The organism is Photobacterium sp. GB-56 (assembly GCF_003026105.1).
In the GTDB taxonomy this organism is placed as follows: domain Bacteria; phylum Pseudomonadota; class Gammaproteobacteria; order Enterobacterales; family Vibrionaceae; genus Photobacterium.
Genome location: NZ_PYNW01000005.1, coordinates 56,899 through 70,003, shown reverse-complemented (window position 1 = coordinate 70,003; position 13,105 = coordinate 56,899). Strand labels below are relative to the sequence as shown.

At 39.8% G+C, this 13,105-nt stretch carries 10 protein-coding genes; 5 read left to right on the top strand and 5 right to left on the bottom strand.

Translation table 11 applies throughout. From position 1 onward, the window contains the following. Positions 1 to 86: 86 nt before the first annotated feature. From C9J42_RS08525 to C9J42_RS08510, 4 genes are read left to right on the top strand one after another with little or no spacing between them, the layout of a single operon-like run. Positions 87 to 1,223, top strand: coding sequence for a homogentisate 1,2-dioxygenase (locus C9J42_RS08525; RefSeq protein WP_107287900.1), 1,137 nt, complete (start codon positions 87 to 89; stop codon positions 1,221 to 1,223). Between the two features lie 23 nt (positions 1,224 to 1,246). Continuing rightward, on the top strand, positions 1,247 to 2,233 hold the full coding sequence (locus C9J42_RS08520) for a fumarylacetoacetate hydrolase family protein (protein WP_107247935.1): 987 nt from the start codon (positions 1,247 to 1,249) through the stop codon (positions 2,231 to 2,233). 35 nt (positions 2,234 to 2,268) lie between these two features. Beyond that, positions 2,269 to 2,898, top strand: a complete 630-nt coding sequence (gene maiA, locus C9J42_RS08515; RefSeq protein WP_107247934.1) for a maleylacetoacetate isomerase — start codon at positions 2,269 to 2,271, stop codon at positions 2,896 to 2,898. Between the two features lie 47 nt (positions 2,899 to 2,945). Then, positions 2,946 to 4,976, top strand: coding sequence for an acetoacetate--CoA ligase (locus C9J42_RS08510; protein WP_107287901.1), 2,031 nt, complete (start codon positions 2,946 to 2,948; stop codon positions 4,974 to 4,976). Positions 4,977 to 5,009: 33 nt separating this feature from the next. On the opposite strand, the gene C9J42_RS08505 is transcribed toward C9J42_RS08510, so the two are convergent. From C9J42_RS08505 to C9J42_RS08495, 3 genes are all read right to left on the bottom strand, one after another. Continuing rightward, positions 5,010 to 5,813: a RecX family transcriptional regulator gene (locus C9J42_RS08505; RefSeq protein ID WP_107287902.1), complete on the bottom strand. Its 804-nt coding sequence runs from the start codon at positions 5,811 to 5,813 to the stop codon at positions 5,010 to 5,012. 149 nt (positions 5,814 to 5,962) lie between these two features. Continuing rightward, a complete protein-coding gene (katG, locus tag C9J42_RS08500; protein ID WP_107301897.1) occupies positions 5,963 to 8,146 on the bottom strand; it encodes a catalase/peroxidase HPI in 2,184 nt (727 codons plus the stop codon). A gap of 471 nt (positions 8,147 to 8,617) precedes the next feature. Then, the gene (locus C9J42_RS08495) at positions 8,618 to 10,021 is read right to left on the bottom strand and encodes a sensor histidine kinase (protein ID WP_107206958.1); all 1,404 of its coding nucleotides are present in this window, start codon (positions 10,019 to 10,021) and stop codon (positions 8,618 to 8,620) included. A gap of 199 nt (positions 10,022 to 10,220) precedes the next feature. Between C9J42_RS08495 and C9J42_RS08490 the strand changes: the two genes are divergently transcribed. Further along, a complete protein-coding gene (locus C9J42_RS08490) occupies positions 10,221 to 10,856 on the top strand; it encodes a hypothetical protein (RefSeq protein ID WP_233219383.1) in 636 nt (211 codons plus the stop codon). Positions 10,857 to 10,931: 75 nt separating this feature from the next. Here C9J42_RS08490 and C9J42_RS08485 read toward each other — a convergent pair whose 3' ends face one another. Both C9J42_RS08485 and C9J42_RS08480 read right to left on the bottom strand, forming a co-directional pair. Further along, positions 10,932 to 11,597: a response regulator transcription factor gene (locus C9J42_RS08485; protein ID WP_107206957.1), complete on the bottom strand. Its 666-nt coding sequence runs from the start codon at positions 11,595 to 11,597 to the stop codon at positions 10,932 to 10,934. A 161-nt stretch (positions 11,598 to 11,758) separates the two neighbouring features. Continuing rightward, positions 11,759 to 13,105: an ABC transporter substrate-binding protein gene (locus C9J42_RS08480; protein WP_107206956.1), complete on the bottom strand. Its 1,347-nt coding sequence runs from the start codon at positions 13,103 to 13,105 to the stop codon at positions 11,759 to 11,761.

Genomic DNA, 13,105 nt, shown 5'->3' with positions numbered 1-13,105 from the left:
TCATTCTGCATCTAATCAATAATATTGCGATTTCTGCACTTTCAACCACAGTTAAGTGATAGCAAGAGTAAATAATGAGGCAAGGAATGCATAAATGGTTTCAGTTTCCAATTATTGAAGGGCTATCAAGCAAACAAGCACATTGTGACTTACCCAATGACAGTTTCGAACGCGAATGCGGTCGAGAAGGTTTTTTTGGCCCAGCAACGCACATGTACCATAAACATCCGCCAACAAGTTGGGTCTCATGGTGTGGTGAACATAAACCAAGAGCATTTGATGCCTTAGCTTTGCCCCAAATCGGGGATACACCTTGGGATGCACCACTACTGCTATCCAATAGCGATATTAAACTGCGTGTTTGGCAAACCAATAAAAGTATGGATCATCTGGTGCGAAATGGTGATGGTGACGAATTATTGTTTGTTCATCAAGGTAGTGGAGATTTGTATTGCGATTATGGTCATCTGCCTTTTAATGAAGGGGATTACCTTGTGCTTCCTCGCTCTACAACATGGCGAATTGAAACGCCCAACACGGTTACTTTGTTGATGATTGAAGCAACCAATAACAGTTTTAAAAGTGTTGATCATGGGATTGTCGGTGAACATGCCCTCTTTGATCCCGCAATACTTGAATACCCTAAAATCAATGCTGCATTTAAAGCACAACAAACAGAAGATAATTGGCAGGTATTGTTAAAAGCGCGTAACCAAATTAATACAATTTGCTACCCGTTTAATCCCTTAGATAGCATCGGCTGGAAAGGAAATCTAACGGTACTAAAACTTAATTGGCGTGACATTCGCCCACTCATGAGCCATCGGTATCACCTTCCACCATCAGCACACTCTACCTTTGTAAGTGATAATTTTATTGTGTGTACCTTTGTACCTCGTCCTGTTGAAAGCGATCCTAACGCTTTAAAAGTGCCCTTTTTTCACAGTAATAATGATTATGATGAAGTGATTTTTTATCACCATGGCGATTTTTTCAGTCGAGACAATATTAAACCCGGCATGATCACGTTTCATCCTTGCGGATTTCCACATGGTCCACACCCTAACGCTTTAATAAAAAGCCAACAAGCACCTAAAACATTTATCGATGAAGTAGCAGTAATGATAGATACTCGAAACCCTCTCGATATTGCACCCAATGTTAGTGAGGTTGAATTACATAATTATGTGGCGTCATGGCAACGTCATCAACATCCTGAATAACAATAAAAGTAAGGATAACAACAATGAAACTTGCTTCATTACAACAAAGTAGAGATGGAAAGCTCATTGTCGTTTCTCGCGATCTTAAATGGGCGGTATCAGCTCAACATATTGCCCCTACCATGCAATATGCACTGGACCATTGGGCTGATGTTGAACCCATTCTTAATGATCTTTATCACGCACTAAATAGAAAAATGCTTGAGCATCGTTTTGTTTTTCAGCCAATGCATTGTGCATCTCCCCTTCCTCGCGCTTTTCAATGGGCAGATGGTAGTGCCTACGTTAATCATGTTGAGTTGGTGCGCAAAGCAAGAGGTGCAGAGATGCCAAAAAGCTTTTGGCAAGACCCTTTAATATATCAAGGTATGTCAGATCAGTTTTTAAACCCTACACAGCCCATCGAAGTTGAAGATCTTAATTGGGGCGTTGATTTTGAAGCTGAAATAGCCGTTATTACAGATGATGTCCCTATGGCGACAAGCGTAAAAAATGCTGAGAAACACATTAAACTGTTAATGCTTGTTAACGATGTGTCGCTAAGAAATTTAATCCCAACAGAACTGGCTAAAGGCTTTGGTTTTTTTCAATCTAAACCTTCATCGGCTTTTTCTCCTGTCGCGGTGACACCTGATGAGTTAGGCGAGTCATGGAAAGAGAACAAGGTCAATAATCGACTTTATGTTCACTTAAATCAGCAGCTCTTTGGTAACCCCAACGCAGGTGTTGATATGACATTTAACTTTGCCCAATTAATTCATCATGCAGCCAAAAGTCGTCCATTAACCGCTGGCACTATCATAGGTTCAGGAACAGTTTCTAACGTAGATAGGTTATCTGGCTCTTGTTGTATTGCTGAAAAACGAATGCTGGAAATGATAGAACAAGGCGAGCCTCAAACTCCCTTCATGCAATACGGTGATAGCGTAAAAATAGAAATGTTTGATGCTGATAAACATTCTATTTTTGGGGCTATTGAACAAGCCGTTATTCCCTTTATTAAGCATTAACTTCAAGTACCTTAATTACTCAAAGAGAGCTGAATATGGCATTTACCCTATATGATTACTTTCGCTCATCAGCCTCATATCGAGTAAGAATTGCCTTAAACATTAAGCAGCTAGATTATACCTGTGTGCCGATCTCGCTGCTTGATAATCAGCAAAACAGTCGCCACTACAAAAACATGAATGCGACGGGTTTATTACCTACACTTGAGCATAACCAATGTTACATATATCAATCTCTCGCTATTATCGAATATCTTGAGCAATGTTATCCAACACCAAGTTTACTGCCTTGTAACACCATAGAAAGTGCGCAATGCCGAGCCTTTGCGTTATCCATCGCTTGTGATATCCATCCGTTAAATAACTTACGTGTACTCAACTATTTAGAACGCAAATTAACCGTTACAGTAGAACAAAAACAACAATGGTATCACCACTGGATAGATCAAGGTTTTACAGCATTAGAACAGCAGCTTGCCAGTAACAATAACCCTGAAAAGTTCTGTTTTGGACTTGCCCCAACCTTAGCCGATATATTTTTGATCCCTCAAGTGTATAACGCCCGACGTTTTAATATTGATTTATCAAATTTTCCAACCATTAACGCTATAGAAAAACACTGTAACCAGCTTGAGCCTTTCATCAAAGCAGCACCTCATCTTTAATTCTTCAACAAAAATAGCGCATTTTAAGAAGGACGGAGAACATACTAATGACTGATGATTATAAGCAATGTCTCTGGAAGCCAAGTCGAAAACGCATTCAAAATAGTTTGCTGTATCAATTTATGGTGCAGATCAGCGAACAACACAAACGTCTATTTCATGATTATACCCAATTGCATCGCTGGTCTATAAAACATAGTGACCAATTCTGGCAACAGCTATGGCAATTTTGCAATGTAATTGGCAACCAAGGTGAAAACATTGTCTATTGTCCAACACACAGCCCTATTCCCAATAAAGATCAACGCTGGTTTCCTGATGCCACGCTCAATTTCGCCGAAAATTTACTTGCTTACAGCACGAAGCTAAGCCAACAAGATGCAATTGTTTTTTATAACGAACACAGTTTTAAAGATACAGATAAGCAACATGCCCAGCAGCGACTATCTTGGCAACAACTCCACCAGCAAGTAGCAATAGTCGCACAGTATTTACAACAACAAGGGGTACAAAAAGGCGATGTGGTTGCCGCTTACATGCCTAATATTCCGCAAACAGTTATTGCTATGCTAGCGACCACCTCTTTAGGTGCTGTATGGACATCCACGTCTCCTGATTTCGGGACTGAAAGTGTTGTTGAACGCTTTAGTCAGACCCGACCTAAAGTTATTTTTACTACCGATGGCTATATTTATAACAACAAAACAATAACCAGTTTAACCACATTGGCAGAGGCTTTATCTTCCCTTCCTAGTGTCAAAAAATTAATTGTTTATCCTTATATAAACCAAAATCCCATCGATAAACTACTGTTACAAAGTCCTTCCTTACCTTCTCATATCACCGTGAGTACATGGCAAGAAATGGAAGATGTTATTCATTACCCTGATTTAGCGTATACTCCTACGCCCTTTGATCATCCGCTGTATATATTGTATTCATCAGGTACCACGGGGAAACCCAAGTGTATTATTCACTCTGTCGGTGGAACCCTATTAAATCACCTGAAAGAGCACCAATTACACTGCAATATTAAACCTTCCGATCCCATTTTTTATTTTACGACTTGCGGTTGGATGATGTGGAACTGGTTAGTCAGTGGCTTGGCATCAGGCGCAACACTCGTATTATATGATGGATCGCCTTTATCCCCAGATCCTTATCAATTGTGGAAAATGGCAGACAAAGAAAACCTTCGCTTATTTGGCACTTCCGCCAAATACTTAGAGACCATAGAAAAAATGCAGATCATACCGAACAAGTACGTGACATTGTCACAACTTGCTATCATTTGCTCTACAGGTTCAGTACTCGCACCTGAGCAGTTTGATTATGTCTATAAGCACATCAAACAAGATATTCAGCTTTCATCAATTGCAGGCGGAACCGATATTTGTGGTTGCTTTGCCATTGGCAATCCAATCGGTACTGTGTGGCGTGGGGAGTGCCAAGTCAAAGCCTTAGCAATGGACGTTAATGTATTTAATCAAGCAGGAGAAGCTATCTTTGATACATGCGGTGAACTTGTCTGTTGCAACAGTTTTCCCAATCAACCCATTGCATTTAGTCAAGATCCAAAAGGGGAAAAATATTTCCATGCTTATTGGAATACCTACCCCAACACTTGGCATCATGGCGATTATGTCAGTGTGTCTCATCACGGTGGGCTCACCTTTTATGGGCGCTCTGATTCAATCTTAAATCCCGGTGGTATTCGCATTGGCACTGCTGAAATTTATCGTCAAGTCAATCCGTTTCATGAAGTCGTCGATTCTGTTGTTGTTGGACAGCAGTACCAAAACGATGTTCGAATTGTTCTCTTTGTTCAGCTACAACCAGATGTAACGCTCGATAATATCTTAATCAATCGTATCAACACGCAACTTCGCAATCAGTGCTCTCCCCATCATGTTCCCGCAAAAATATTACAAGTTTCTGCAATACCCAGAACTAAATCAGGGAAAATAGCAGAAAAAGCGGTGAGAGATGCCATCCACCAACGAAATGTTGTAAACACAAGTGCTATCGCCAACCCAGAAAGTTTAGAGCAGTATAAAAATAGATCAGACTTAGCGTGATAATACGTACAAGGGAATAGGTAAGTTTATCTTCTATTCTTCTAACACAGCATTGATTGCTTCTTTAATTTCATCACTAGAAAAGCCTTTGCTTGATAGATAACCATAAGCTTTGCTCTTTTCTTTAAAGTCGGTGAGATCGTAACGTTTCTTGGCTAGAGCTAATTGGCAGTTGTAGTAGAAATCTATTTCGCCTGATTCAGTTAGTTCATCTAGTACATTATCGAGCTCTGAGATATCAACATGCTTCATTTTTAGCTCTTGCGCGATTAATGAGCGCCCTTTTAACTTCTTGGCAAGTTTGATCACTTCAGCTTCAAGATTGGCGTTCTTGCCTTTGATTTGTGCTTTGGTCAATAAGGTATCTGATGCGCTATGCTCTGAAATACCACGAGAAATGTCCTCCATACTAAAACCACGTTTTAATAAGTCATTGACGACTTTCTCTGCCGATGTGGTTGAGAAGTCTTTAAAACGTGCCAATCGAGTATTGATCATCGATTGCTCACAAATCGCCATTCGCTGCATTGTTTCCGTGATGACTTGCTCTATGGTGAGTTCATCGATGCCTTTGGTTTTAAGCTTTTGCTGGATGTATTTGCGCCCATATTGGCTATTAAAGGCTAATTCGCAGAAATGTAATGAAAATGCATGGTCGCTTTTTAGGTAACCATAGCTTTTCATTTGTTCAAGTACAGTTTCAACCCACGCTTTATTCTCTGTTTTTGCTTCAAGTTTTTTGCGCAGTTCATATTCGGAATGATCACGTAGGTTTAAATGATAAATCGCGCTATTAATGACGTTTTGGATAGTAGAAGCAGGATAAGGTTTTTTCATACGGTATCGGGAGTGGCTAGAAGTTATCGTAATAATAACAGTTTATAATGCTTAAACGAAAAAGAGGCACTCATTGAGCACCTCTTTGTTTTTTTATTGCTAAGTTTCTATTTCATACTATTGGCTAGTATTGAAACTTTGCGTTTTGATTAACAGTGTAGATCAAAACGGTCAGCGTTCATTACTTTAACCCAAGCATTGACGAAGTCGTTGACGAACTTCTCTTCAGAGTCAGCACATGCGTAAACTTCTGCAAGTGCACGTAGTTGTGAGTTAGAACCAAATACTAGGTCGACACGTGATGCCATCCACTTTTGCTCGCCAGTCTTACGATCTGTACCTACAAACACATCTTGGTCTACAGAGGTTGGTTTCCATTGTGTAGACATATCTAGTAGGTTAACGAAGAAGTCGTTAGTTAATGCTTCTTTACGCTCAGTGAACACACCGTATTCGCTGTTGTCGTAGTTCGCACCTAGTACACGCATACCAGCTACAAGCACTGACATTTCAGGTGCTGTTAGCGTTAGTAGTTGTGCGCGGTCTAGTAATAGCTCTTCTGCTGCGACTGTGAACTTCGCTTTTTCGAAGTTACGGAAACCATCAGCAATTGGCTCAAGAACAGCAAATGATTCTACATCGGTCTCTTCTTGTGATGCATCCATACGACCAGCAGTAAATGGTACTGTGATGTCACGGCCTGCATTCTTCGCAGCCATTTCCACACCTACACCACCAGCAAGTACGATTAAGTCAGCAAGAGATACTGTTTTCTCGAAGTTTGCTTGAATGCCTTCAAGTACGTTTAGCACTTTCGCTAGTTGCTCAGGTTGGTTAACTTCCCAATCTTTCTGAGGTGCTAGACGAATACGTGCACCGTTTGCACCACCACGCTTGTCTGAACCACGGAATGTAGAAGCAGATGCCCAAGCTGTTGATACTAGCTCGCTGATTGATAGACCAGATGCAGCGATTTCTTGTTTAAGTTTTGCAATGTCAGCATCGTTTACTAGCTCGTGATCAACCGCTGGGATTGGATCTTGCCATGTGAACACTTGTGCTGGTACTTCAGGGCCAAGGTAACGAGATACTGGACCTAAATCACGGTGAGTTAGCTTAAACCATGCGCGAGCAAATGCGTCTGCGAACTCTTGTGGTTTTTCAAAGAAGCGACGCGAGATTTTCTCGTATGCTGGGTCGAAACGTAATGCTAAGTCAGTAGTTAGCATAGTTGCTTTGTGCTTCTTCTCTGGGTCAAATGCGTCTGGGTGTACTTCGCCACCTTTTGATACCCATTGGTAAGCGCCTGCTGGGCTCTTCTCAAGCTCCCACTCGTTGTAGAATAGGCTGCTGAAGAAACCGTTGCTCCACTCTGTTGGTGTTGTAGTCCAAATAACTTCTAGACCACTAGAGATAGTGTCTGCACCTTTACCGCTACCGTAGTTTGATGTCCAACCGAAACCTTGCTCTTCAATTGATGCACCTTCTGGTTCAACACCTACGTGTGCTGCATCTGCTGCACCGTGTGTTTTACCGAATGTGTGACCACCAGCGATAAGCGCTACTGTTTCTTCGTCGTTCATTGCCATACGCGCAAATGTTTCACGAATGTCGTGTGCTGCTAGTAGTGGATCTGGGTTACCGTCTGGACCTTCTGGGTTAACATAGATAAGACCCATTTGTACTGCTGCTAGTGGGTTTTCAAGATCACGTTGCTCGCTGTCTTTTTCGTAACGTGTGTCATCAGCAAGCCATGTTTTTTCTTTACCCCAGTAAACGTCTAGCTCTGGTGCCCAAATGTCTTCACGACCACCAGCAAAACCAAATGTTTTAAAGCCCATTGATTCTAGTGCAACGTTACCTGTTAGAATAATAAGGTCAGCCCAAGAGATCTTGTTGCCATATTTTTGCTTGATAGGCCAAATTAGGCGACGTGCTTTCTCAAGGTTTACGTTATCAGGCCAGCTGTTTAGTGGTGCAAAACGTTGGTTACCTGTGCTCGCGCCGCCACGACCATCAGCAGTACGGTATGTACCTGCACTGTGCCATGCCATACGAATGAAGAAAGGGCCGTAGTGACCGAAGTCTGCTGGCCACCAGTCTTGAGAATCTGTCATTAGTTCACGTAGATCTTGCTTCACAGCTTCAAGATCTAGCTTTTTGAATTCAGCGGCATAATCGAAATCTTCGCCCATTGGGTTTGATTTACGATCGTGCTGGTGAAGAATGTCTAGTTTAAGTTGGTTAGGCCACCAATCACTTGGAGACGTACCATTACCAGGGTTAATTGACGGATTAACCGCGTGCGTGTTGTGGAATGGACATTTAGACATTGAGTGTTCACCTTTTTATTTTAATTAGTATTATTGCCATTAATTCTTAGCTCCATTCAATATAGCTCTTAGGTATTGAGAAGCAATTAAAAAGATTCGTTAAATTTGAAATTTTAAAATTTGATATAATTCTTTTTAGCGATTTAAAATAAAAAATCAACAGGAATTCTTCATCTTTAACTAAAACATTAAACTGCACCAAAACAAAACTTTCGATTTGATATAAATCAAAAAAAATTTATTTACAAAATACAATCTCGTTTAATGGCGTAAATTTAAATCAATTGAATGCGTACAGCTAATACTATAAATCTATTGATTCAATAGATGGTGGTTATCAAAAGATAATGAACACAACAGAACTATTCTCCTAAGGAATCTTGGTGCGGTATTGAACATCTAGTCCTGGAAGTTATAATAAAAAAAAGTGATAGCCAGAAAGGATATCACTCTTATGTTTTTATCTTGAGGCTACTTTTTTATTGTTTCTATAATCGGTAACAATAACGATATTTTTAAACCTCCCTCAACTGAACGACCCGCTTCTACTTGTCCTCCAGTGACTAGCATCGCTTCCTTTACAATGGCGAGCCCCAAACCATAACCCCCAGATTGTTTATCTCGTGCACCCTCTATGCGCGTGAACGGATCAAAGATATGTTTTAAATGTTGCTCAGGGATCCCATCACCATCATCTGAAACCGATACAACAACATAAGACTGATCCGCGTTATTTCTTATACTGGTATGAATGATAATATTGGCTTCACTTCCAGCATATTTAATCGCATTACCTATTAAATTTTTAATTGCTCGTACTAATAATCGCGTATCGGTCTGAACCATTGGCAGTGCTCTATCAATATCTTTAATGATCGATTGGCCATGCGCTTTTAGCTGTAAACATTGTTCAACCGTTGAATCACAAAAAGTTTGGACGTCGACAGGAATAAGCTTGATATTCGCTTTTGCATTTTCAAATTGACTAAATTCAAGGATTTCTGTGACGAGTTCATTCATCTCTTCTGATTCTTGCTCTAACCGATCCACTAAATGCAAATGTTCAGATGAGGTACGCTTTCGGATTAAATGCAATGATAAATTATGTCTAGCCAAAGGCGTTCGAAGTTCATGAGAAACATCACGAATTAAACGCCGTTGTTTCTCTGTTAGCAATTGTATTTGATTTGCCATGTTATCGAAATCTGTCGCTAATTCATTAAACTCTTTTACTTTCTCTCCCATAACATGAGCGACACGCACTGAAAAGTCACCATTAGCTAAAGAACGACTCGCGTGTCTTAAAGTATCTAATGGTCGCTGCAAATAGCGTGCGATAATTAATGAAAACATTAAGGTGATCAGAATCGCAATCACTACCTGTATTAAACCAAAATACAAAGAAAAATTTTTGGCCGGGTGTAATTCATGAGGTAACTGAACCACCAATTTATTACCATTTTTTAGAGGTATCGTAAAAATGGGTTGATTAACACGAGAATCTAAAATTGAATTCAATGGTCGAGCATATTTAAGTTTAAACTTAAAATGAGGATGCATTATTCGGGTACTTATCTCTTTGTTATCACTGTAAAGTACAAAAGCATAATATTTTTGTTTACTCTCCCACTCAGCAAGTCGCTGCGGATCACCGTTTTCAGCTAAAGGTTCAACTTCTGCTGCCATCTTCAAAATGTCTTGCTGAACCTGTTGCGGGACATGTAACAATGTTTTGACTAAAGCGACCTCTGCTAAATTCTGAAGCCCTAATATGACCAGTAAGCCTACGGTAAAATAAGAAAAAAGTCGGAAAACTAAGCTTTGCTTATGCAAAGGAAGTCGATGCTTTCCTTGTATCACTTTAGAAACATTCACTTGTTTATACTCCTAAACACTTGCTTCTCTTTTTATCTATAGTAACTAGCAATTCAGCCTATCCTAGTCACAAAAAACACGTCACAGATAGACGATACTGTATTTTTACATGACAATAGTTATGGCGTTTATTTCTTAGCATTTTACTCATTTAACATTATGCTTCTTAACTCTATTCATCACAGCAAAAGGAAGTTCTATGATGAAGACCATTATTTGTTTACTGACATTATTATTAGTCGGCTGTTCATCAGGTTTACAAGTCTCTGTTCCTGATTCTGTTTATGAGAATAATCAAGCCACAGGTTATCTTGTTGGTACTCTGGGTGCTAATACCGAATGGCCGAAAACAGGTAAAAACCTGCTCACAACGATTAACATTCGCCCTCTAAATAGCAATAAATTGAGTATTGGAGAGGGTAATATTATTACGATCACCAATAACAATGAAGATGGACATTTTGAGGATTCAACAATTAGCGGTCATTTGTTTAATATTGAGTTACCTGTAGGACAATACGAAATTTTCAGTATTCAACTTGAAGGGTCAGATGGTAATAAAACGCTGATATCCAAAAACATAGGTAAAATGGATGTTACATTTTCAATTACTGCCAACCAAGCCAGCTATATTGGACAGTTTCTTGCCGTTAGCCGTATAGCGAAAAGTGAACTTTGGAATCTTGAGTATCCAAGTGGCTATGGCTATTTACAGCATAGTTATGATCAACAACGTGATGAAACATTATTTTCTCAGCAGTACCCTAAGCTGCAAGCGACCCCTTTTAATCTTGAATTACTCACTTTTAGCGATAATCGTGTATTAAAGAATTAATGATGGCTCTATTATCTAAGCCGAAAAATAAGACGATCGAGTATCGTCTTATTTTTTATATTTGAAGAAAACGAATTACTCCGAAACACATGAAGAGTAACTATACCCTCTCCCACGCACTGTTTTAATGTGCTGTTTAGACATTCCTGCTAACACCATTTTACGACGTATATTACTGATATGCATATCAAGGTTACGATCAAACGGGCTAAGCTCTTTCTTCAAAACATCTTTTTGTAATGTGGCTTTTGAGACGACAATATCGTTATTCTTAATTAAGTATTTAAGTAAATCGAGCTCTGTACCAGTTAACGGTAAGCGAGAAAGCTGACTTTCTAATTCCACCGATGTTGAGGGCAAACAATGGCGCTGGCGCTCTAGTCCCACTCTTCGTAAGATTGCCGATATACGTACTAGCAATTCATCAACTTTAAATGGTTTAACCAAGAACTGATCAGCGCCAGCTTGCAAACCATCAAGCATCGTTGCTTCATCTCCTAGTGCTGTAAGCATAAGGATTGGCGTTGCAAAACGCTGACAAATACGGCGAGCAACCTGCATACCGTCAAGAGTAGGTAACATTACATCCAGCAATATCAGATCTACACCTGTTGATTGAAGGTATGTTAACGCAGATTCACCACAATGAACGCAACTAACTTCATGACCTTCATCTTCGAGAACTTCAGTTAATAACACACATAATTGTACGTCATCATCAACCACTAATATCTTAGACACAATACAACACCTAAACACAATGAATGTGCATATTAATCACCTGCTAAACAGATAACAATAGCTATAACATCTATCCTATTAAGAAAAATTAAGAACTTACCGCTACAAACAAAAAAACGATGCTCTATCTCTAGAGCATCGCTTTTAATACGCTTATCTGATTATTCTTGGCAAATTAAGCTTGCAACTTTTGCTTCTCTTTGTGGCACATACCATGAATCTAACCCCGCCTGAACTAACTGTGTAGCTTGTTCTGGTGTCATTGTACCATTTAACACAGCAACACTGGTTTGGTCGATTTGAGCCTCAAAACTCTGTTTACCTCGAGATAAAATCTGCGCTGCACTTCGAATAGTAGAATCACACTCATTACGCCATCCCATCATTTCTTTCGCTATCGGGTTTTCAACTTCAAAGAAATGGTTAGATAATGAGAAGAAACCAGGAATAGAGTTAGTCAATAACTCAGCATACTCCGCCGTTGTCATCCATTCTAGTAACGCTTTTGCCGCTGGATTATTCTGTGCTTTAGTATTTAACCCTATACCAATATCAGTATGATCGCTGAAATAACATTCATCACCGCGATTTTCTACTGGAGGTGGAAATACGCCAAAATCTAGCTGGCCTGTAAAGGTGCTGATATCCCAAGAGCCAGCAGGATAAATAGCCGCCTTCCCTGTTTTGAACAATTCAATGGAATCGGCATATTTACGTGTCTGATAACCATTGCCTAAAAACTTATTCCAATTCGCTAATTCCTGAAATACTTGTCGGTATTTTGGTGAATCAAAACGCTCAGTGCCATTAATCAACCCTAATCGTCCATCTTCGCCCTTCCAGTAATTAGGGCCTATATTTTGAAAGCCCATCGTACTGGCTTCCCATTTATCATTCGTGCCTATTGCTAAAGGCACATACTGACCACTGTTTTTAATCATATTCAACACATGATTAAACTCAGCCGTTGTTTTAGGTACACTTAAATCGAGTTTTTTAAATGCATCTTTATTGTAGAAAAAACCATGGATTACAGAGGCCATAGGCAAACAGAAGGTCTGTGCACCTGAATCAGTTTGCCAAGGGCTTAATGCAAAGCTCGGGAAGTTCTCCATCCCAGCCATTTCTGTAATATCGCTAAGGTGCCCCTGCGTAAACAGCTTTAACGAACCATCAAATGGACGACAGGCAATCAAGTCGCCAGCATTACCATTGGCAAGATTGGTATTCAAATCATCAAGAAATGAGGTCAACCCTTCTGGTGAGCGATAGGTGATTTTAATATTCGGGTAATGCTTATTAAATGCTGGAATTATTTTATCTTTCCAAATCGCATCATCTTGTCGCCAAGAATCAACCAATACAGTACCTTTTAATGAGGAATCATACTGTTGTGCAGTTACCGATAGTGGTGAAAGACCAGCTAACGCGATACCACTAATAACAAAACTGCGACATAAGGTTGATTGAACCTTTGTATAAAAAGGGGAAGCCATTCTCTGTTTCAT

Coding starts and splice junctions, on each gene's coding strand:
- C9J42_RS08525 (WP_107287900.1), top strand. CDS start 87: ATGCATAAATGGTTTCAGTTTCCAATTATTGAAGGGCTATCAAGCAAA.
- C9J42_RS08520 (WP_107247935.1), top strand. CDS start 1,247: ATGAAACTTGCTTCATTACAACAAAGTAGAGATGGAAAGCTCATTGTC.
- maiA (WP_107247934.1), top strand. CDS start 2,269: ATGGCATTTACCCTATATGATTACTTTCGCTCATCAGCCTCATATCGA.
- C9J42_RS08510 (WP_107287901.1), top strand. CDS start 2,946: ATGACTGATGATTATAAGCAATGTCTCTGGAAGCCAAGTCGAAAACGC.
- C9J42_RS08505 (WP_107287902.1), bottom strand. CDS start 5,813: ATGAAAAAACCTTATCCTGCTTCTACTATCCAAAACGTCATTAATAGC.
- katG (WP_107301897.1), bottom strand. CDS start 8,146: ATGTCTAAATGTCCATTCCACAACACGCACGCGGTTAATCCGTCAATT.
- C9J42_RS08490 (WP_233219383.1), top strand. CDS start 10,221: ATGATGAAGACCATTATTTGTTTACTGACATTATTATTAGTCGGCTGT.
- C9J42_RS08480 (WP_107206956.1), bottom strand. CDS start 13,105: ATGAAACAGAGAATGGCTTCCCCTTTTTATACAAAGGTTCAATCAACC.